The sequence below is a fragment of the Spirosoma koreense genome (assembly GCF_054777875.1).
On sequence record NZ_BAAHAC010000022.1, the window covers coordinates 783761 to 806080 of the forward strand.

16 protein-coding genes are annotated in these 22320 nt (G+C 55.4%); 10 read left to right on the plus strand and 6 right to left on the minus strand.

Going from position 1 to position 22320, the window contains the following annotated elements:
* Window positions 1-84: 84 nt before the first annotated feature.
* A complete protein-coding gene (locus ACYVC2_RS16600) occupies window positions 85-411 on the minus strand; it encodes a DUF6660 family protein (RefSeq protein ID WP_461103673.1) in 327 nt (108 codons plus the stop codon).
* A 293-nt stretch (window positions 412-704) separates the two neighbouring features.
* On the opposite strand from ACYVC2_RS16600, the gene ACYVC2_RS16605 reads away from it, so the two are divergent.
* The 4 genes from ACYVC2_RS16605 (at window position 705) to ACYVC2_RS16620 (ending at window position 5825) form a co-directional block, all read left to right on the plus strand.
* Window positions 705-1616: an NAD(P)/FAD-dependent oxidoreductase gene (locus ACYVC2_RS16605; RefSeq protein ID WP_461103675.1), complete on the plus strand. Its 912-nt coding sequence runs from the start codon at window positions 705-707 to the stop codon at window positions 1614-1616.
* Between the two features lie 158 nt (window positions 1617-1774).
* Window positions 1775-2152, plus strand: coding sequence for a hypothetical protein (locus tag ACYVC2_RS16610; protein WP_461103677.1), 378 nt, complete (start codon window positions 1775-1777; stop codon window positions 2150-2152).
* Window positions 2153-2230: 78 nt separating this feature from the next.
* Window positions 2231-4573 (plus strand): TonB-dependent receptor, encoded by a 2343-nt coding sequence (locus ACYVC2_RS16615; protein ID WP_461103679.1) that lies wholly within the window; start codon window positions 2231-2233, stop codon window positions 4571-4573.
* Window positions 4574-4610: 37 nt separating this feature from the next.
* Window positions 4611-5825, plus strand: coding sequence for a sialidase family protein (locus ACYVC2_RS16620; RefSeq protein ID WP_461103681.1), 1215 nt, complete (start codon window positions 4611-4613; stop codon window positions 5823-5825).
* A 201-nt stretch (window positions 5826-6026) separates the two neighbouring features.
* On the opposite strand, the gene ACYVC2_RS16625 is transcribed toward ACYVC2_RS16620, so the two are convergent.
* Window positions 6027-6848, minus strand: coding sequence for an alpha/beta fold hydrolase (locus tag ACYVC2_RS16625; RefSeq protein ID WP_461103683.1), 822 nt, complete (start codon window positions 6846-6848; stop codon window positions 6027-6029).
* A gap of 276 nt (window positions 6849-7124) precedes the next feature.
* Between ACYVC2_RS16625 and ACYVC2_RS16630 the strand changes: the two genes are divergently transcribed.
* The 4 genes from ACYVC2_RS16630 to ACYVC2_RS16645 all read left to right on the plus strand — a co-directional run bounded on the left by ACYVC2_RS16630 (window position 7125) and on the right by ACYVC2_RS16645 (window position 11431).
* Window positions 7125-7808, plus strand: coding sequence for a response regulator transcription factor (locus ACYVC2_RS16630; protein ID WP_461103685.1), 684 nt, complete (start codon window positions 7125-7127; stop codon window positions 7806-7808).
* A gap of 3 nt (window positions 7809-7811) precedes the next feature.
* Window positions 7812-9179 carry a HAMP domain-containing sensor histidine kinase gene (locus ACYVC2_RS16635; protein WP_461103687.1) on the plus strand — a complete coding sequence of 456 codons (1368 nt, stop codon included), beginning with the start codon at window positions 7812-7814 and terminating at the stop codon, window positions 9177-9179.
* Window positions 9180-9306: 127 nt separating this feature from the next.
* A complete protein-coding gene (locus ACYVC2_RS16640; RefSeq protein ID WP_461103689.1) occupies window positions 9307-9600 on the plus strand; it encodes a hypothetical protein in 294 nt (97 codons plus the stop codon).
* Window positions 9601-9739: 139 nt separating this feature from the next.
* Window positions 9740-11431: a SulP family inorganic anion transporter gene (locus ACYVC2_RS16645; protein WP_461103691.1), complete on the plus strand. Its 1692-nt coding sequence runs from the start codon at window positions 9740-9742 to the stop codon at window positions 11429-11431.
* A gap of 115 nt (window positions 11432-11546) precedes the next feature.
* Here ACYVC2_RS16645 and ACYVC2_RS16650 read toward each other — a convergent pair whose 3' ends face one another.
* The 3 genes from ACYVC2_RS16650 to ACYVC2_RS16660 form a co-directional block, all read right to left on the minus strand.
* Complete coding sequence (locus tag ACYVC2_RS16650; RefSeq protein WP_461103693.1) at window positions 11547-12077, minus strand: response regulator; 531 nt, start codon at window positions 12075-12077, stop codon at window positions 11547-11549.
* Between the two features lie 516 nt (window positions 12078-12593).
* Window positions 12594-13100, minus strand: a complete 507-nt coding sequence (locus ACYVC2_RS16655; RefSeq protein WP_461103695.1) for a SixA phosphatase family protein — start codon at window positions 13098-13100, stop codon at window positions 12594-12596.
* Between the two features lie 143 nt (window positions 13101-13243).
* Window positions 13244-14050, minus strand: a complete 807-nt coding sequence (locus ACYVC2_RS16660) for a 3-keto-disaccharide hydrolase (protein ID WP_461103697.1) — start codon at window positions 14048-14050, stop codon at window positions 13244-13246.
* 119 nt (window positions 14051-14169) lie between these two features.
* On the opposite strand from ACYVC2_RS16660, the gene ACYVC2_RS16665 reads away from it, so the two are divergent.
* On the plus strand, window positions 14170-16056 hold the full coding sequence (locus tag ACYVC2_RS16665; protein ID WP_461103699.1) for a family 16 glycoside hydrolase: 1887 nt from the start codon (window positions 14170-14172) through the stop codon (window positions 16054-16056).
* A gap of 92 nt (window positions 16057-16148) precedes the next feature.
* Window positions 16149-18176, plus strand: a complete 2028-nt coding sequence (locus ACYVC2_RS16670; RefSeq protein ID WP_461103701.1) for a c-type cytochrome — start codon at window positions 16149-16151, stop codon at window positions 18174-18176.
* 101 nt (window positions 18177-18277) lie between these two features.
* Here ACYVC2_RS16670 and ACYVC2_RS16675 read toward each other — a convergent pair whose 3' ends face one another.
* A complete protein-coding gene (locus ACYVC2_RS16675) occupies window positions 18278-22156 on the minus strand; it encodes a sialate O-acetylesterase (protein WP_461103703.1) in 3879 nt (1292 codons plus the stop codon).
* Window positions 22157-22320: the final 164 nt, after the last annotated feature.

The following is a 22320-nucleotide window of genomic DNA, read 5'->3' on the forward strand; positions in this document are numbered from 1 at the left end:
GTAATCGATGGATGCAATACACGCGCTAACTGCACACGTTTCCGAAAAACATGCGTAGTAATCTGTCGCGAAGACACGGCGGAGTCAGATCCGAAGCTGGGGAGGTTGCCAGACCGAGCGGGCTACACCGGCGTGGCTGGGAAGTTGATAGGCAAATGCCTGCCGGGAGGAGGTAAGTACGGCAGCAGTCGTCGGCAGGGTATACCCGAAGGATTGGGGAACCGAGAAACCCAGGCAGGTGGCGCAGTGACAGAACGGGCTGCAGGGGTGTTCGTGATCCTGGTCGTCGGTCGGTAGCGAAGCCGACGTTGCGGCATTGCCAGTATGCCGGGCATGGCATTCCGCATCCGGGCAGGGCAGGCCGGATAGCAGCAATAGCCACCACGCAAACAGGTAAATCACCGCTTTCATGCCCGTAAATGTAGGGGTTGTGCTAATGCAACAGGTAGTCAAAACAGAAAAACACTCGTCGTTAGGCTATATTTTGGGCGACAATCCGCTGAAAAACAGGTGCATTCGCTGATCGAAGTCAGTCTGCAGTCGAACGGCCGTCAGTCTTTTCCACGCCCAACAAGCTGCCGGATTCCATCAAAACCAAACTTTATATTTGCAACAATGTTGCATTTTGTGGGATAGTAAGTAAATTTGCTCCTGAAAAGGCTGGCATCGTCGAGGGTGCTTCCTGAATCAACTTCTTTTTATGTATGGATCAGCTTTCAGAGTATGAGGTAATTATTGTAGGCGGCAGTTATGCGGGCCTGAGTGCTGCGCTGGTATTGGGCCGGTCACTTCGTCGGGTACTGGTACTGGATAGCGGTAAACCCGCGAATCGGCAGACGCCCCACTCGCATAGTTTTCTGACCCGCGACGGAGCGACGCCCGCTGCATTGACCGCTACGGCCCGTCAGCAGGCGCTGGCTTACCCGACCGTGATACTCGAAACAGCCGTCGTGACAACGGCCGAGCGTCGCGACGCGCAGTTTGTCGTTACTACCGATACCGGTGCTACTTATTCGGCCAGCCGCCTGGTGCTGGCAACGGGCCTGATGGATGAACTTTTGCCCATTCCGGGCTTTGCCGAGTGTTGGGGCATATCGGTTCTGCACTGTCCCTATTGCCACGGCTATGAGGTGCATGGGCAACCGCTGGGTGTGTTGGCCAACGGCGAAGAAGGATTCGAGTTTGCCCGGTTGATTCACCACTGGAGTTCCCAGCTGACCTTATTCACCAACGGGCCGTCTACGCTGACGGATGAACAAACCGCGACGCTGCAGCGGCACCAGATCTCGATAGTAGAAACCCCCATTTCGACTATTCCGCATCAGGATGGGCAGTTAACCGGCCTGCTGTTGACGGATCAACGACACCATCCACTGACGGCTTTATTCGCCAGGGTGCCGGTTCGCCAGGCATCGACGTTGGCCGAACAACTGGGTTGTCTGCACGACGAGAAGGGGTTTGTGCAGGTCGATGAGTGGGGAAGAACCAGCCAGCCCGGTATTTTTGCGGCAGGTGATACGCACACAATGATGCGCCAGGTTATGATTGCGGGAGCCAACGGACTGCGGGCGGCTGTGGTCATCAACAAAGAACTGATCGAGGAAGCGTTCGGCTAGGCAGCGGTGCGTTCCGCCAGGAGCGGTATCACCACTCGGCCGACCCTGGCGTATCTCCGCGTTACCAGGAATGGGGGCACTGCTCCTGGCGAAAGCACTGGAAATTTCTGGTCCGGAAACGAACAACCGCCCCGATCGTACCCTACCTTTGCGGAGTCATGAAGAACGCGCTGATCTATGTGCTTTTGTTTGCCACGTTGCTGCCCTCCGTCAGCCAGTGGGGAACCATCGCGTATTATCATGCCAACAAGGCCTACATTGCCCGCGTTCTCTGCGAAAACCGCGATAAGCCCCAACTGCATTGCGACGGGCAATGTTACCTCGCCAAACAGCTGAAAGCCCAACAGGAGCGCCAGGATAAGGAAACGACCGAACGGGTGCAGAACACGCCCGTTATGCAGTTGTTTTGTCAGGCCAATGTGCCGTTTCAGTTCCGCCCGCTGTGGCAAGCCCTGCTGTCGGTTGCCTTTTCGGTCTACCGCTTTCCTACCTACGAAACCCGCCTGACGGATCTGTTTCATCCTCCCCAGGTTTAAGTCGAACAACTCAGCGTTGACCCATGCCGGACAAGCCGCCGGTACTCGTTTATTTTCTCGACTTAAACTAAAAGCTTTGTGAATACATATAAAGTGCTCATAGCCGTAGGGTTATGGGTTGGTGTGTCGTTTCGTGCCGGTGCACAGAACGACCGGCAAGGGCTGGTATTCGATGCCCAGACGAAAGAACCTTTGCCGGGCGTAAGCCTGACGTTTCCGGACGGTAAATCGGGGGTAGTGACCGATGCCAACGGTCATTTTTCGTTCGCCCGCGCTACCGGGCGGGTTATAGTGTCGGCGGTGGGTTATCGTCGGCAGGAAATCAGCCTAACCGCTACTCAACCGCTTCGTATTGCGCTCGAACCCGCCGTCGAAAACCTGCAGCCGGTGGTCGTGACAGGGAACCGGGAAGCCGCTTTGCGCACCGAAACACCCATTGCGATCTCGAAGCTCTCGCCCAGACTCATCGAAGAAACCAAGCCGACAAGCATCTACGAAGTCATCAATAAAACGCCGGGCGTGCTCATGGTAAACCTGGGCAACGAACAGCACATGATGGCGATTCGGCAACCCATGACTACCAATGCGTACTTTCTGTACCTCGAAGATGGCGTTCCGATCCGGCCCATGGGCGTGTTCAACCACAATGCGTTGCTCGAACTGAACCAGTTTACGGTCAGCTCGATCGAAGTTGTCAAAGGGCCTGTATCGTCCGTTTATGGGCCGGAGGCCGTCGGTGGAGCGGTAAATTTCATTACCCAGCGACCAACGGCCGTGCCCACCGCGCGCGTCGGCATTCAGGCCGACCAATGGGGTTACCAGCGGCTTCAGTTCGGGGCCGGTGCCCGGCAGGGTAAGTTCGGCATTTACCTGGGTGGTCTGGTATCGCGCCAGCGGAACTCGTGGCTGGCCAGTTCGGACTATACCAAATCGTCTTACTTTACCCGGCTCGAATATACCTTCACGGATCGGACGCGCCTGACGGGGACGCTGTCTTACAATAACTACGATTCGCAGACGAGTGGGAGCGTCGATAGCACCGCGTTTTTTGCGCGTCAGTACGTCAGTACCACCGATTTTACGTACCGGAAAACCTTTTCGCTCCGCAGCCGCCTGACCCTCGAACACGACTGGACCGATGGCTCGCAATCGTTTATCACGGCCTTTGTGCGGACTAACAGCGTCGGCCAAAACCCCGCTTATTCGATCCGATGGACGACCGGCGCAACAACCGCGACGGGCCAGATCAATAGCAATGACTTCAGCAGCACCGGTTTCATTGCGCAGCACACCCAGCGACTGAATATCCTGAACAGCAAGCTGATCGTCGGGGCCACACTCGATCTGTCGCCGAACACCTACCGGGCTTACCAGACCGACTTGACGGCACAACTGCGGGCCGACAAAAAATCGGTGGAAAAATACACCCAGGTGAACGAACGGCCCGACATCGAACTCGCTAATTACCAGGCCGGTATTCATAATCTGGCGGCCTATGGGCAGTACGACTTTGAACCCGTTTCGAAACTGCGGGTGTCGGCCGGATTACGCTATGACCGGATGGCGTTCGACTATACCAACGCGCTGGACAGGAGCAGCGGTGATAAATCGTACAGCCAGATTACGCCCAAGATCGGAGCCACCTACGATCTGGGACACGGTAAAGGATTGTATGTCAACTACGCCAACGGGTTTTCGCCCCCGGCGCTTACGTCGATCTTTCTCAAACGCACGACCCCGTCCTCAACCGGCGATCTGTTTTACTACAACCTTCAGCCCGCTACGTTTGTCAACCTGGAGATCGGTGGCTGGGCCTCGCTGCTGAACAACAAGGTGTATGTCGATGGGGCGCTGTATCAGATGAACGGCCGGAATGAACTGCTCAATATTCGCCAGCCCGACAATTCGTTCGACTACCAGTCGGCGGGCCAGACCCTGCACCGGGGCGTCGAGCTGGGTGTTACTTACCGCCCGTCGAAGCAGGTGTTTTTTCGCTTCGGGGGCACGCATGCCGTGCATCGGTTTGTGGAATTTACCCTCAGTCAGCGGTCGTCCGACGCCGTGCAGAACGTCGATGGTAAGGACATGCCATCGGCTCCGCGAACCCTCTGGAATACCGAAATCAGCTATTATCCGGTCTGGCTGAAAAATTTCCGCACCTCGCTCGAATGGCAGCACGTGTCGGGCTGGTACCAGAATCAGATCAACACCGTTCGGTACGGTGGTTATGATGTTGCAAACGTTCGGGTAGGGTATCAGTGGAAAGGCATTGAGGTCTATTCGAACATCATGAACGTAACCGACGCGCTCTTCGCCACCAACGCCACGAGGGGCAATAACGCGACCGACCGGACCACCTACACACCAGCTGCTCCCCGCACGTTTGTGGCTGGTATTCAGTACACATTTTCAGGCAAATAAAGGGAACGCCAGCCCGGCTGCGATACACTTGATACACATGACATACTCTCTGTTTTTCTTCATTCTTAGCGGGTTGCTGAACCTGCTTCCGCTGGCCGAGACGATGGTTTCGGACCCCAATTTTGCGGGCGTGTCGCCCCGGTTAACGACCGATGCTGCCGGTAATCCTATCCTGAGCTGGGCCGAGACGGACGGCGAAAACGGCAGTGCTTTTTACTTCGCGCTGTCGACCGATGGCGGAAAAACCTTCGGATCGAAAATTCGGGTGAAAACGTCCGCCAATCTATCGGTACACGCCGAGGGAATGCCCAAAGTGGCCGTCAAAGCCGACGGAACCCTGCTGGCCGTATTCGAAGTGCCTCGCCCCACCGAAGCGTCGCGCTTTGCGGGCGATCTGCTCTACACCCTGTCGTCCGATAAGGGCCAGACCTGGACCGAACCCCGGCCGGTTCATCAGGATGCATCACCGGGCAAGAGCCATTCGTTTAGCGACATCACTCGCTTGCCGAACGGTGAAATCGGTATCGCCTGGCTCGACGAGAAACTGCCTGGCCGGGAAGGCCGCCCGGTGGTGTTTGCCCAGACCTCGAAAGGAAAAGGGTTTGGGCCAGCCGTGCTGGTCGATGACAATGCCTGCCAGTGCTGCCGGATGAACGTGTTTGTGGATGCCAGCCAGCAGATTCACCTGACCTATCGCGATTTGGTATCCGCTGCCCGAAAAGGTGAAGCGGCTTCCCGCGATATCAGCACGGCGGTTTCGACGGATGGCGGGCAGACCTTCGGCAAGCCGAAGGTTGTCGTGGCCGATCACTGGCAGGTCAACGCCTGCCCGCACGCGGGCCCGGTCGTAGCGCAGACGGGCGGGGATGTGCTGGTGACCTGGTTTTCGGGGAAAGAAAATGCCGCTGGCCTGCGACTCGCCCGACTGGGTTCCGACAAGCTCGTGTCTGGGGTGATGACGAACCGGGCGAAGCACCCGCAGCTAACAGCGGCCAACAACCGGCTGGTCTGGGTCTGGGATGAGTCGGTCTCCAAAGATGGGTCCGGCGAAATGGGATCGTTTGTGCAGCGAATCGGTATGCGGACCGTTGCGGGCGAGGTCGTCAGTCCGACAACCTACCTGACACCCGAATCGGTAAATGCAACCTATCCGGCCGTACTGGCAACGAGCAAAGGAACACTGGTAGCCTACGAACAGACGCAGGAGAAACAGAAGGCGGTGATCGTGGTACGGCTGATCGACGTACACTAGAAAGACCGTACGGGAATCTGTCGAAAATTCACGGAAAATCGCCCAAAGCGAGGGCTGTCATTCCGACGCAGGAGGAATCTTATCTTTTCCCGACCCATGGGTAAGGATGCGGCAAGATTCCTCCTGCCGTATGAAACCGACAGAGCTTACCCGATTATTCTGATCGCTCGGTTGGTTTCATGCTGACCTGTTCGTTAGTCATCAGGATTGAATAAACGCTAGCAGGTCGGCATTGATCGTGGCCGCTTCGGTCGTTGGCATACCATGCGGAAAGCCCGGATACGAAATCAGTTTCCCATGCTTTAGCAGTTTTACCGCTTTGGCACCGGAGAGGGGGAAGGGCACGATCTGATCATCCTCGCCGTGCAGCACCAGAACAGGTATATCCACACTTTTGAGATCTTCCGTAAAGTCGGTTTCCGAAAATGCTTTTATTCCGTCGTGATGGGCTTTGATGCTCCCCATCATGCCCTGGCGCCACCAATTGTCCCGGATGCCCTGCGACACGTTGGCCCCTTCCCGATTGTACCCATAAAAAGGCAGGGTGAAATCCTGAAAATACTGGGGGCGCTGTGTAGCCGTACCTTCCCGTATTTCATCGAATACCGACATCGGAATCCCGTCCGGATTCGTTGCGGTCTGTACCATAAGTGGCGTAACGGCGCTGATGAGGACGGCTTTGGCAACCCGTCCCTGCCCATGTTTGGCTACGTAACGAATTACTTCCCCACCGCCGGTCGAGTGGCCAATGTGAATAGCATCTTTCAAATCGAGGAAGGCCGTCAGTTCCGCCACGTCGGCTACATAGGTATCCATGTTGTGACCCTCAGACGTTTGCGATGAACGGCCGTGTCCCCGGCGGTCATGAGCGATCACGCGAAATCCCTGTTTTATGAAAAACATCAGCTGGGCATCCCAGTCATCGCTGGATAAGGGCCAGCCGTGATGGAAGACAAGGGGTTGGCCTGTTCCCCAGTCTTTGTAATAAATTTCCGTTCCGTCTTTTACTTTGATCGTACTCATGTCGTTGTGTGTTGATTGTGATGGTGAAAAAGCAGGGATGTACTGCCCTACTCTCTGGCCAAATACACTCTTTTTTGGCACAAAGACAAAGCAAGACCGCTAACAAACGGTTAACAATTTGTAAACTAATTCGTCCGCGCTGGTTTGGTCACGGCCAAAGGCCGACCGTGATCACTCATCTGACTCGTGGGTTAATGGGTCGATCGGGCTGATATAGACGCGCTTTCGGCAAGCTTCCTTAATTTAGCCGTTGTTAGGCCCGGTAGTAAAGACTGTATGCGAATTTTGATTGTTGAAGACGAGTGGGAAGTGGCGGCCCTGATCAAGAGCGGTCTGGAGGAATACGACTTTGAGGCCGACATGGCAGGCAACGCGATGGAAGCCCAGCAGCAATTGGCCGAACACGATTATGATACGGTCATTCTGGACGTGAACTTACCCGTCATCAACGGCTTCGACCTGTGCCGGATGATTCGCCATAAGTACGCTTCGCTGCCTATTCTGATGCTGACCGCTTTTGGGAGTACCGACAATAAGGTCGACGGATTTGAGGCTGGTGCCGACGATTACCTGGTCAAACCCTTCGAGTTTCGGGAGCTGGTGGCCCGGCTGCGGGCGCTCAACCGACGCAACGCCAGTGTGCCCGTCGAAGCCGCCGTTCTTCGCATTGCCGATCTGGAATTCAACCAGCAAAGTAAGGCCGTCCGGCGCGGCAATCAGAAAATTCCGCTGACGGCCCGGGAACTGACCCTGCTGGAATTTTTTATGAAAAACCAGAATCGGGCGCTTACCCGCAACGAAATTATGGAGCAGGTCTGGGACCTGAACTTCGACACCGGCACCAACGTCGTGGATGTGTACGTGAACTACCTGCGTAAGAAAATCGATAAGGATTTCCCGAAAAAGCTGATTCACACCATTAGCGGCATCGGCTACATCATGCAGGCTACCGACGATTGATCTATGAGAATCCGCACCCGCCTTTCCTTTACGTTCGTTGGGGTGGTGGCAGCCATTCTGCTGCTGTTCTCGATGGTTGTGTACGCTACCGCCGAGTATTTCCGGCAACGGGATTTTTACCTGCGCCTGAGCGACAAAGCCAAAAACACCGCCCGGCTGCTGCTGGACGAAGCCGAGATCGACGCCCGTCTGTTCAAGATCATCGAACGAAACAACCTCACAGCCCTGCCCGAAGAGCAGATCAACGTGTATGATCAACAGAACCGGATGGTGTATTCGACGCGGGACAGCTCCATTGTAAAGCCAGCCGTGCTGGCGCTCATCCGACAGAAGAAAGAACTGTTCGTTCGGCAGAGACGGGCCGAAATCATCGGGTTTACCTATCAGCACAACCACCAGGAGTACGTGCTGGTGGCGTCGGCCTACGACCAGTATGGCATTGAGGAGATCGGGCATCTGGGCACCATCATGGTCGTTGGGCTGGTGTGTAGTCTGGCTTTGGTCGGCGCAGCTGGGTGGGCCTATGCGGGGCGCTCGCTCCGACCCATTCTGGAAGTTATCCGGCAAGTGGGCCAGATTACGGCCTCGAATCTGAATCAGCGGGTGACGGCCGGTAATGAACAGGACGAAGTCGCGCAACTGGCGCATACGTTCAACCGGATGCTCGACCGGTTGCAGGAAGGCTTCGAGGTGCAGCGGAATTTTGTGGCCAATGCCTCCCACGAACTACGTACTCCGCTGACTATCATCACGGGGCAGATCGAAGTGACGCTGCTGAAACGGCGCACGGTGGAAGAGCACGAAGCCAAGTGGAAAGCTGCCCTGGAGGTGATCCAGCGCATGAACAAACTGACGAATAACCTGCTGGATCTGGCTCAGGTAAGTCTGGGGGCTACCCCGTTGAAATTCAGTGAGGTAGCGATCGATGAGGTCATCTATCAGGCCGCCCAGATGCTAATGAATGGCCGCCCCGATTATGCCGTCGTTTTCGCGTTCGAAGGCGAGATGGAAACCATGCAGCATTCGTTGACCATCGAAGGAAACAAATCCCTGCTGTATTCAGCTTTTTTCAACCTGATGGAAAATGGCTGTAAGTTTTCGGAACAAAGAAAAGTGGAAGTGACCCTCGGCGCGACGGATCGCTGGGCAACCATCGCATTCAAAGACGAAGGCGTTGGCATCGAACCCGCCGACATCAAAAGCATCTACGAGCCGTTCTTCCGGGCGCAGAACGTCAAGCGGATACACGGCCACGGCGTTGGCCTGCCCCTGACGTACCGGATCATTCAACTGCACCGGGGCCATATTCAGGTGCAGTCGGCGGTAGGGCAGGGAACGACCTTTACGGTGCAGTTGCCCAAGAAGCTCTAATCGTTTTCTAATCAACTTCTAATCGGGCTCTCATTGCCTTCTAACAGGTCCTTAATTAATACCATCGTTGATTGTCTGACCTTTGTTACCTCAATACCAGAGTGGAGGTTAAAAGCCATTTTGCGTGATGAAAACAAACAACGCTATCGGTAAAATCAGGATCGTGAATTGGGTGACCGTCTGGGGATTTATCTTCGGCTGTATTGCTTTCAATCTTTACTTCGATACCCGCCAGACCCGTATGACCCGCAACTGGTACCGCGCTCGGTACGAAGCCGAAAGCCAGCGGGCCGATTCATTGCAACGTGCGGCCGTTCAACTAAAGCAGCGACTGCAGCAGGTGCAGTCAGCCACAGCGTCGAACGTCTCGATAAACCCGATCAGCCCGGCGCAGCGGGCAATGCCTGCCCGCCCGCTATAAGTAAGTGTAGTCGATAAGCTCACTGACTATGAAGAAAAGCCCTGTCGCAGCTAGGTAGAATGGCCCGTCGATTGCCCTCGGAGCGGGTCGTTCTACCTACTGTGATGGGCACTAAACAACCTGACAATCATTCAACTCTATGAATACGAAACAGTCTTTTTTCAAATCGATCGACCTGAGTCACTTACCGGGTGACGTTCGGGGCGGCTCGATTTCTTTTCTCGTCGCGGTGCCGCTCTGTCTGGGTATTGCCCTGGCCTCGGGGGCGCCACTCTTTGCCGGGATTATTGCCGGTATCGTCGGCGGTATTATTGTCGGCCTCGTGAGCCGCTCGTCGCTCAGCATTTCGGGGCCCGAAGCGGGGCTCATTGTCGTTACCCTGAGCGCCATACAGGCCCTGGGTTCGTTTCCGGCTTTTCTGCTGGCTACCTGTATAGCCGGCCTGATTCAGATCGGGCTGGGCTTTGCCCGTGCGGGAATGATCAGCAATTTCTTTCCTTCCTCGGTGATCAAAGGTATGCTGGCGGGTATCGGAATTATCCTGATCATCAAGCAGTTGCCGCACTTGGTGGGCTACGATGCCGATGCGGCCGAAGGGTTCGCGCTGTTTCAGCCGGGTGGGTTCAACATCATCGAGCAACTGCACATGGCCCTCGGTCAGTTCAGTGGTGTAGCAATTCTGATTGCGTTGCTGTCGCTGGGGGTGTTTTATCTGTGGGAGCAACCGGGTTTTCGTCAGCGGGGTTTTGCTAAAAACGTACCGGCGGCTCTGGTTGTGGTGGTGCTGGGAATCGGTATGAACGAACTCGTCCGGATGACGTTTCCACAAGGCGCGCTGCGGGGTAACCACCTCGTACAATTGCCGGTTCCGGATAGTGCGCAGGCGTTTCTGCAACTGTTTACCCTACCCGATTTTTCGCAATGGAACAACCCGCTGGTGTATACCTCGGCCGTGGCGATTGCATTGGTAGCCAGTCTGGAAGCACTGCTGGCGATCGAAGCGTCGGATGCACTGGACCCGCTCCGGCGCAAAACTCCGGCCAATCACGAATTGAAAGCCCAGGGTGTGGGTAATATCGTGAGCGGTTTGCTGGGCGGTATTCCACTGACGTCGGTGATCGTACGGAGTTCGGTGAGCATCAACGCCGGCGCCCGAACCAAACTGGCTGCGCTCATACACGGTACCCTGCTGCTGGTGTGCGTGGTTACCCTACCGACGGTGCTGAACAAAATACCCTGGGCCAGTCTGGCAGCTATTCTGCTGGTTACTGGCTATAAACTCGCCCGAATCGAGCTTTTCAGGGCTGTGTTTGCAGAAGGAAGTTCGAAGTTCATTCCGTTTATGGTGACTATTCTGGCCATCCTGCTCACCGACCTGCTGACGGGAATTGGAATCGGTATGGTAACAGGAATTTTCTTTATTCTCCGCGACCATTACCAGAATACCCACCGCGTTCGGACCGAATGGGTCAGTGATATCAAACGGATTCACGTGAGTCTGGGTGAGCACGTTTCGTTTCTGAGCAAAGCCAAACTGGTGAAGCTGCTGAAAAGTGTTCCGGATAATGCCATCGTGGAAATCGACGGAAGCGCATCTTCCTACATCGACAGCGACGTCGTGGCGACCATTCAGAATTTCGGCATATCGGCCCGCCAGCGCAACATCGAGCTCATCTTTCTGCCAAGTCTGGCCAGCGATCAGCCTCCGATTTACACCTCGAAAGAGTTGTTCAATACATACCGGCGTACCGCTTCGGCCAATGCTGCCCGAACAGGTTCACGGTTTCCTGTCCAGCCTGCGGTAAACACCGCGTCGATCGGCGAATTGTAAATTACCTGTTCCTCTTTTGCCATGCGTCAGGCCTGACTTTCCGCGAGGATCGTCGGGCTTTGGCGTTTTAGGAGTAGACTATAGGCTATACGTTGCTCGGTATTCGCTGGTGATCCTAACGAACCGGTATTCGCTCGGGTGGGGCCTGCTCTCCGCCCAAAGGCAATACGCCCTGGTCCCACCAGAACTGGCGCAGGCTCTGCATCAGATTAAACCAACTGGTCATGGTCTGGGGCTTGACGATGTAGAAACTGGCTCCCTGCCGATAGGCCCGGCGCACATCCGCTTCCTCCACGGAAGAACTCATCATCAGAACCGGAATCTGCTGCTGATTGGCCAGCAGGTTCCGGATGTTTTCGAGCAGACCCAAACCCGCTTCATGCTGGGGTAGATAAAGATCCTGTAGAATCAACTTGGGTAAATCTGTCCGGTTAGCCAGAGCCTGAGATAGATACTCGATGGTTTGCTTTGGCGTGGTACAGCGATGCAGGGTTACATCGGGAAAGCATTTCGCCAAATTAAAATGAATGATGGCCCAAAGGTCGTCCTGATCTTCGACAACCAGTAAGATCGCTTTGTGGAAATTATGATGACGCAATGGCGAGTAGCTCGTATCCGTTAGCTGAGCAGGAGTGAATGAAGTCATGGGTTGCTCCCGAAGAGATGAATGAACCTGATTTTTGTTGCTGATACGGCTTTTTGCTATAAATGCGCAGCAAAAAGCTGCTATTGAAGAGCGTGTAGGACAATGGTTTTAGAACGGCCAGGCCTTTCTGACAAAATTAGCTGGGTATGTCGCTTTCTTTCCAACGGTAGACTGCTGTAATTATCAAACTTTCGTAAAAATACTCAAAAAATCGATAAAAAATACTGCGTATAATTACTTATTAATTGCTATTTAATTATAAACTGTAAAAACAAGTTTCCGCTTGAACGGCGTCGTCGCCGGGGCAATCTCGAATGATTGGTGTCAACGATCAGGTAATACCTGACCGTTGCGCTATATGTAGCGTAGCAAGTTACTCGTAGTCAGAAGATTGATGGAGCGGGGAGACAGAGCTAATCCGTACTGGTTTATAGAAAACAACCGACATGGCTGCGTGGCAGAATCGACAGCAGGGTAGTAGATTGGCTACTGCGCGGCCAACGGTTCGTTTGCCATCTAGGGCGGAGTCGGTCGCCCATAGGTCGTCTGCGACAGCGTTACGGACTTGCCGAACAGCCCCCGGCGGATCCGTACCCGCAGCAGGTTGTCGAAATCGCCCGATTCGATTCGGGTCATTGTCGGTTGGGTACCTAATCCCCGGGCAATCTCCAGGATCGTGTTGCTGTGTCCGACCACCAGTACGGTTTTGTGCCGAAGCTTATTAAGCCGGTTGATGATGGCGTCGTTGGGCCTGGCCGGGTAATCGACCAGGCGGACACCGATCCGTTGGGCTAGAGGTTCGGCGGTTTGCCGCGTCCGGCGGTAAGGAGTTGTAAAAATCGAATCGATGCCTTTACGAGCCAGCGTATCGGCCAGCGCTATGGCGCGCTGCTGGCCCGCCAGATTCAGGTTGGTCGTGTCGGATTCGGACACTTTTTCGCCGTGACGAACGATGTAAACGGTGGTTGTCGAGCACGCCATCAGCAACGTAGGCGCGATGGCAATCAGGCAGTAAGAGCGCATAGCTGAACGGTACCTACGGATTTTAATCCGTACTGATTGGTGATTTCCCGAATTACGGATTAAAATCCGTAGGTACCTAAAAAAAAGCCCCCGGCAACTGCCAGGGGCCATCGAAGAGGTCAGGGTATCGAATAGCTAAATTATTACAGAGGACGGACCCAGATGTTCCGGAAGCCGACTGGGTTGCCGTGATCCTGCAGCAGAATCGGGCCGGCTCCGTGGGGCTGTACTTTCGGGTAACCAATGTACTCGGTTGTTCCGCGAATGGCCGCGTGGTTCTGTACCAGCACCCCATTGAGCAGAACGGTCACGTAAGCGTAGTCGGTCATCATACCCGCTTTGTTGAAGCGGGGAGCCTGATAGATAACGTCGTAGGTTTGCCACTCGCCCGGCGGCCGGCTCGGGTTGGCCAGCGGAATAGCCTGCTTGTAAATCGACCCGACCATGCCGTCGACGTAGGTAGGGTTGTTGTAGTTGTCGAGCACCTGTAGTTCGTAGCGACCCTGGAGGAAGACCCCGCTGTTGCCCCGTCCCTGGCTGTTTCCTTCTACTTTTTCGGGTGTTTTAAATTCCAGGTGAAGCTGGAAATCGTTGAACTCTTTTTTCGAACGGGCCGAGAAGCCTTTGGTCGAGTAGAGTATCCCATCAGTAACGGGCCATTTCAGCGGGCCTTCGTTGGTCTTCTCCCAGTTGGCGGGCGAATAGCCTTTGATGGCTACCCATTCGTCGGTGTTTTTGCCATCGAAGAGCACGACCGCATCCGAAGGAGGAGTTATACCGCTGGTATTGGCGGCCACTTTACCGGGCGTAACGACGGGTGGAACCGGTTCCCAGATCTCGGTCGACTCGGGGGTTTGTTTTTTCGGCTGATCCTGTGCCACAGCCTGACTGGCGAAGCCAAGACTGGCAAGTCCGACACAGAAGGCAAGCGATACATGTACTTTTTTCATGGAGAATTGATCAAATTATTGAACGCACGGGTAAAAGCCCAAAGATAGGGTAAATGTGGATTTACGTCCTTTTTTGGTGAAAAAATGGTAGATTTCGGCTCTAAAATTTCCATTTCCCCATGTTTACTCATTACGTAAGAAGCCGCTTCTGGTGGCTGCTTAGCCTCAACTGTCTGGCTGGTATTCAGCTGGCCCTGGCGCAGCCCGCACCGGTGCCGGGTACTTCACTACCGCTCAACGACTTGAGTGCTTTTACAAATCCCACCGCAAACTGGCGCATTGTGGGCCGGGTTCGTGCCGACCTCAACAAAGCCAATACGCTCCTCACCGAAAAAGGTGCCGGGGTTCTGGTCAATATTCCGCTGGATAAAGCGCCGGTCGACGCTAAAAACCCCTACAAATACGATCTGTTCACGAATCTGCAGCATGGCGACGTCGATCTGGAACTGGATTATATGATGGCATCGCAGTCGAACTCGGGTGTATACCTGCAGGGACGATACGAAATTCAGTTGCGCGACAGCTGGGAGGTTCGTACGCCAACGGTACATGATAACGGTGCCGTATACGAACGCTGGGACGAAAGGCGGCCCGAAGGTCAGAAAGGCTATGAAGGCCACCCCGCCCGTCAGAACGCCAGCCGCGCCCCCGGTTTGTGGCAGCATATAAAAATCTCGTTCCAGGCCCCTCGGTTCAATGCCGGCGGTCAGAAAACAGAAAATGCCCGCGTAATCCGGGTGGAACTGAACGGGGTGATTATTCAGGAAGATGTCGAACTGACCGGCCCGACGCGTGGCTCAGCCTTTGCGGATGAAAAAGCCGTGGGTCCGCTCCGCTTTCAGGGCGATCACGGGGCTGTCGCCATTCGCAACATCAACTACGTAGCTTACGACAAACCCCGGCCCGAACTGCTCAACCTGAAATATGCTGTCTACAAAGGCAAATTCCAGAAAGAACCCGAATACGACAAAACCGCGCCCGAATCGGAAGGAGCCACAACGGTGCTGTCGTCGTCGGTTAGTCGCATCCCCAACGAGTTCCTGATTCGGTATACGGGCACGCTGCGCGTTTCCGAGCCGGGTGAATACCGGTTCAACCTCGGAGTTCCGGGCGGGGGCGGTACCCTGAAAATCAATAACCAGACAGTCATTGCTCCGAGCGAATGGAATGCCCGCGGCAAAGCTACCCTGCCCAAAGGCGATCTGCCCTTCGAGCTGCTTTACGCTAAATTTGTCGACTGGGCGCAACCCGCTCTGGGGCTTGCCGTAGCCGGACCCGGCATCCGGGAGTATGCCATCAGCGACGGCGTCGGAGGAACCGGCGAAGAAGTCGATCCGATTATCGTCGATGCGTCGACCAATACCATACTGCGCAGTTTCATGGACATGCCGGGTGAGAAAAACACGCAGGGCCGTACCCTGCGCGTCACGCATGCTGTGTCGGTGGGCAGCCCTGAGCAGGTTCATTACACCTATGATCTGGATAAGGGCGCGCTGATTCAGGTCTGGCGTGGGTCGTTTCTGGATGCTACCCCCATGTGGCACGACCGGGGCGACGGCTCGTCGCGGCCGACGGGTATGGTGCAGCGGCTGGGCGCTCCGGTGCTGATGCTGAGCCGCCTGTCGTCACCGCAGGCCAACTGGGTTGCTGATACTACGGGCTCCGGCTATCGCCCGAAAGGCTACGTGCTGGATGACAGCGATCGGCCAACCTTCCGCTACCAGAGTTACGGCGCGTCGGTGGATGACAAAATTCGGGTGATGACGGGGGGCAAAGGCATCCAGCGTGAGGTGACGGTAACCAATCCAGGGGCCAATCTGTATGCCCGACTGGCTGGCGGCAGCACGATCAGCGCACTGGAAAATGGCATGTACCTCGTAGATGGTCAGGCGTATGTGCGTATCGACGATGTGGCGGGGGCTAAACCGACGATTCGGGACAGCAACGGACGCCAGGAACTGATCGTGCCCGTAAAAGGGAAATTGACGTATTCGATATTATTTTAATGAATAATGTAAAATGGATAATGCCTAATGTGTAGATGTCGTGAATGACCATTATGCATTTTACATTATTCATTATCCATTACAGAATCACTATGAAACGCATCTATAAAACCCTGCTTCACCGGTCCGCTGCTGCGCTGCTTTGCGCTATGGCCATGACGCGTGTGCAGGCGCAGGAATCGCCCAAAGAGGAGGATTTCTTTAAAATTCTGAAAGTGACCGCACCCGAAGGTACGCTGCTCGAAGTAGGCGGTCTGACGGCGCTGCCCGACGGAAATCTGGGGGTCGCCACCCGCCGGGGTGACATCTGGATCGTGGAAAATCCGACCAGCCGCAAGCCGTTCTTCCGCAAGTTCGCATCGGGTCTGCACGAGATTCTGGGGCTGACCTACAAAGACGGAGCGCTGTATTGCGCACAGCGGGGCGAACTCACCAAACTCGTCGATGCCAACCATGATGGGAAAGCCGACGTCTTCGAAACGGTATACGCCTGGCCGCTGTCAGGCCACTATCATGAATACAGCTTCGGACCGAAGATCGCACCCGACGGCCAGTTCTTCGTGACGGGCAACGTAGCCTTTGGCGATGAAGAATGGTGGCGGGGTGAAAGCCGGGTCCCCTGGCGCGGCTGGACCATGAAAATCAGCGAAAACGGCACCATGCAACCCTGGGCAACGGGCATGCGGTCGCCCTGCGGGCTGGGTATTTTCGACGGTGAGCTCTTCTACGCCGACAACCAGGGCGACTGGATGGGCTCGGGGGGCGTCGTTCACGTGAAGAAAGGGGCTTTTGTGGGCCACCCGGCGGGCCTGCGTTGGACCGGAACCGCCAACTCGCCCGTTAAACTGACTGCCGAACAATTCAACGCCAAGATCGACGAACGCCGGCGTCGGGACGAAAACGGACGGGCTATCAAACCTGAGAATATCGTCAACGAAACCCCGAATCTGCTGTATCAGATGAAAGAGCAGTTTCCCAATGCCGATATTCAGACGCCCGCAGTCTGGTTGCCGCACGGTATTCTGGGCATTTCGAATTCCGAAATTCTGGAGATTCCGCAGGGAGCGTTTGGGCCGTTTGCCGGGCAACTGCTGGTCGGTGATCAGGGCATGAGCAAGATCTCGCGGGTGTTCATGGAAAAAGTTGGTGGCGAATACCAGGGTGGTGCCATCGAATTCCGGAACGGATTCCGGTCTGGGGTGCTGCGGATGGCTTTTGCGAAAGATGGGTCGCTGTTCGTTGGCGAAACGAACCGGGGCTGGGGCTCGGCTGGGGAAGCCAACGAAGGCCTGCAACGCCTGGCCTGGAACGGAGCCATTCCGTTTGAGATGCGCACGGTAAAAGCTATGCCCGACGGTTTCGAAGTCGAATTCACCAAACCCGTCGATCGCAAGTCGGCGGAAGATCTGGCTTCGTACCGCGTGGAAAGTTTCCTCTACAAATACCATTCCGTCTACGGTAGCCCGACCATCAACAAGGAAGCGTTGCCCATCAAGGGTGTGAAAGTGTCGGCCGACGGGCTCAAGGCGCGGCTGATTGTGGGGGATTTACGGAAGTACTACATTCACCAACTGACGCTCGATGGCGTTCGGGCTACCGAAGGATCGTACTCGCTCGTTCATCCGATCGCGTATTATACACTCAACAATATTCCAGACGGACAGAAACTGGCGATGAGTGAGGTGAGTACGAAAAATTCAGCTACGGCACCGGCTGCTGCTACGCCAACAGCAGCCCCGGCTTCGGGGCAGAAAGCGGGTACCAAGGCCGTAACCGGGGGTAAGCCTAAACTGGTAGAAGGACAGGCCGTAACCATGGCCAAAGCCCCGAGCTACGAAGAAGTGAAGGGCTTGCTGACCCGCCATACCTGCGCGGCCTGCCATCAGGCCAACAAGCGGCAGGTGGGTCCGGCGTTTGCAGACGTCGCCAAGCGCAAATACACCAACGACCAGATCGTGGAACTGATCTACAATCCGAAACCGCACAACTGGCCGGATTATGCTACGGAAATGCCGCCGATGCCCCAGGTCCCCAAAGCCGACGCGCTGAAAATTGCGGCCTGGATCAACTCGCTGGCACCGGCTAGCGGCAGCAACTCAACAGGCGCTCCCAAGCCGTAAGCTGTCGGAACATCGGGTATAGAAAGCAAAAAGGGCGATCATCGCCCTTTTTGCTTTCTATGGGCTGGAGGGCGTTATCCTCAAAACGTTGAAGACCTACTTTATCGGGTTCGGATAGACACGGTTGCGGTGTCATCTTCCCCATTCGAGAAGCCGTTGTTTGGCGTCGAATCGGGGTCTGAGGGCGTTGCTGCCTCGATTTGCGCCTGTAAGGTCCAGGCTCCGGTGGTTGTCGGCGTCAGGGTGAAGGTCAGTTGATCCTGCCCGCCTGCCGGAACACTGCCTAGGGTTCCCCGCACTGTGTTATCGATCAGACTCATCGATGGGCTGCCACCAAAGGATAAGCCTGCCGGTAAGGAACAGCCAAGCTGTACGTTCTGAGCATCCTGACCGCCGGTATTCCTGACCACCAGACTCAGGGAAACCGGAGAATTAGGCGCAGCGGACAGTCTGTTTGCCAGCAGGGAAAGTGTCAGGTCAGCCCGGTTAGGATCGGCGAAGGGCTGGGTGCTGATCGGAGCCGGTAAGAAGGGGGCATTGGGCGATACCGATGCTGTGAACAAAGCGGAGCTGGCGTCCGACGTGCGAAAATCGACCCAGGCCACATCGTCTTCGCCATTGCCGATACTCGTGTTCGGGCGCGAATCGCGGTCCAGCTGATCGGCGCGAATGATCTCGGCCGCCAGCTGATACGAACCCGCCTGCAGAGCCTGCGCCGTAAACGTGAGTAGGGCTCGTGCGCCCGCGGGCAGGCTGGCTATCGATGCCCGTAAGTCGCCCTGCTGGTTGGTCATCGATTCACTGCCAACAAACTGAACATTCGGCGGTAAAGAGCAGCGTACGCCTACATTCGTCGCGGTAAACGGGCCTTCATTCCAGACCGTGATCGTAAACTCAACGATATTACCTACCGGCTTTACCCGGCTATTTACCTGAGCGGATAAGCGCAGATCGCTGAGAACGGGCGGTTGTGGCAGCATAGCTGTCGTAGACCAGACAGCGTTGGATAAGGCCTGATTCCAGGCGGCTGCCAGGCGGCTCAAGCCATTTCCCTGCAAATACATACCCCCGGGGCGGGGCGTTTGAACGGTATCGGTGATGGGGCCTGCCAATACCTGCGAGACGGTCTGGATCACCGAGTTCTGGGCGTTTGTAACCGGCTCGTAACTACCGGAAGAAGACGTGGCCACGGTCGTATTATCAGCTGAGGAACGGGCTACCAGCCAGGGCAACTGAGCCGCTCCCGCGTCCGTCCGGCTACGGCTGATCAACGCCTGTAAATCCGCTGCATATTGGGTGGCCTGCTGATCGGACGAGTAGAATTCCGACTCGCCCTGTTGCCACAGAATAGCCCGCAGACCGGTCAGCGGTACGTAATCTGCCAACACCCGCTTCAGATTACCGTAGGGCATACCCACCGGCAGAATGGTTCCGTTAAGGGGAGTAGTTGTTCCCTGCCCGGCACTTTCCCGCCAGTTGCGAACCGTTGTGCCCGCCCAGGCTACGTTGTAAAACAGCACTGGTAGGTTGAGTCGTTTGACCAGTAGATCCCCTAGTTCGCCCCAGCACCAGGCTGTACTCCCTCGTGGACCGATTGTTCCGTCCGCAGTTACGGAATTGAATATCGGCGGTAAAGGCAAGCGAGTCGTATCGGTAAAGTTATAGTGCGGTACCGAACTGACCCGATCGTCGTCAGCGGCTGCTACCGATCGGATGGGCGTAACCCCCTGTGCATTGCCTTCGCCGGCAACGATGAATACTTCGCCCACGCCAACGGGGGTTACGCGGGTATGGCAGATCACTTTATTCTGAACAATCGACTGAACGTCCAGCTTGTACCAGCCCGTGGCGACGGTAAGGCTGCCTGAAAAATAACCATTGGCCGGCTGGCTGTCCAGCGTAACGTAAAAATCATTATCCTGACCATAACCGGAAGCCGTCGGCGATACCCTGACTTCGACGCGTTCGGTACGCGTCGGACACGTACCCGCGATCCGGATCTGCGCCGAATTGGCGTTATTTCGCTGGAATACCATTCGCGCTGTCGGGAAAACTACCTGCATCGGGTCGGCTTCTGAAAACGTACCTGAGGCCGGATACAGGCGGTCTTTAGGCATGTAAATGGCCTGATTACTGCCCGGCACCACCCACAGTAGCCGGGCCTGGGCATTAAACCAGCCCTGCAACAGATCGACCCGGATATCGTATTTCTGATTGGCCTGCAGCGAAATCTGCCCCCGTTTGGTCTGTGGGTAGGGATAGTTGGCCCAGTCGTCGATAATGAGCTGGTTGTTGATCCAGACGCGTGCGCCATCGTCGTTGTTGGTTTTGATGGTATACGTACCTGTCACCGGCGCTTCGATTTGCCCGGTCCAGCGAATGATATAATCCCGGGGTGGCATCACCGCCGAAGGGGGCACATCGAACCAGGTAAAATCCAGCGGTCCATCCAGTTCGGTATGCAGGACTGGGTTGTTCGGGTCCGACCCGCTGATGTACTGCCCGAAAAGTCCCGTACCGGTTCCTTTTCCGTATGGGGGCGTAAACACCGTGATGGAGGTGCTGTTAGGCGAGGTAGTTCCATCCGATGTAGCAGCGATACGAACCTGATAGCTACCGGACAGATTATCGGGCAGCATCACACGCATTGGTCGCGTGTTTCCGACGCCCAGGTTGGTTATAAACTGCCCGCTCATAGTCATCAGTTGAGCTTTGTAATTACCTCCGGGATCATTACCCGGCATTGCCTCATCCAGAAAGGGAATAACCAGATGCCCACCCGAATATTGGTAGGCGGGTTGGGGCAGACCGGCCGTAAGACGAGGGGGTGTCTGAGTCAGAACGTAGGGAGTAGATTGCTGAAGGAAATTGTCAGACAGCGATTGACTCCAGAGGTCAGCCAGTTGCGGATAGAAGGATTGCAGGAAGTGGGTGCCATCCTGCCGGTAGCTATTGCCGTAGGTATCGGTATTGGGGCCTGGATAACAGTTGGTAACCTGAGCAATCACCTGATTCTGAGCAGAAACAATGTTGTTGTCGCCACTGCCTTCGAACCACGAAGCCCGGGCAATGACCCAGGGCAGGGCAGGCGCTCCGGTATCCTGCCGACTGACTTCGATAACTTTCTGCAAATTGCCCGCATAAGCCGATCCGGATTTCCCTTTGTCGGATTCTCCCTGGTGCCACAGAATGGCTCGTAGCCCCGTGCGCCGTACGTAATGGTTCAGAGTCGCTTTGATGGCCCGGTACGGCCGTAAATCATCGGCACCGCCCCACTGCTCCGCATCCGGAATATCCAGTCGTCCCTCGGCGGTCTGCCGCCATTGAATCGAGGACGTACTGCCCAAAGCGGCTCCGTAGATCAATACCGGTACGCCCCACCGCTGCACCAGCTTGTCGCCCAGCAGGCCGTAAAAATAAAGCTCATTGGTAGGGCCAACTTTTATAGGGCCTGATAACTGGCTGAATGACAGTGGGAAACGGTATTCCGTTATGTTACCATCATAATAATTGACGCACGATACCCGATCGTCGACGGCACCCGTGGCATAGGGAAAGCCCTGAGCATTGGATTGACCCGTAGCAAGCAATACCTCACCGACGCCTACCCGCTGGATCCGGCTGGTACCCAGGCTTACCTCGCCACTGAAGGCTTCGGCTTCCAGATCGTACCAACCCCCCATTACGCCCGGAACCAGGCCCTCAACCGTACCGTTGACGGGCGTAAATGTGCTCCAGCCCGTTGCCGAGCCACCCTGGCGGACAACTAAACGGACTTTAACACTGGTAACGGCCGATGAGGTAAGCCGGGCCCGGAATGGAACATCAGCCTGATTGGCATTCGTTCGCTGAAAAACAATTCGGGAGACGGGAAAGGTGAGCTGAAGTTGTGCAGAAACAACGGTGGGTAGGCCGAAAACCAGGGCCATGAGTAGGCATATCCGTGCGCTTACCCCCGGCAAGGGCGTTAAACGATTCATTCGCATGGTGTGGTAAAGTAGTATCTGTAATGAGTATTTGTTTTATCTAATCGAAAAATAACTCATATATAGGATATAAAAAGTATTATGTAGTTAATTTATAACAGTTTAGATAAGTAAAATTTTAAAATGACTAACAAATAGTTAATAACAATGTAATTAAA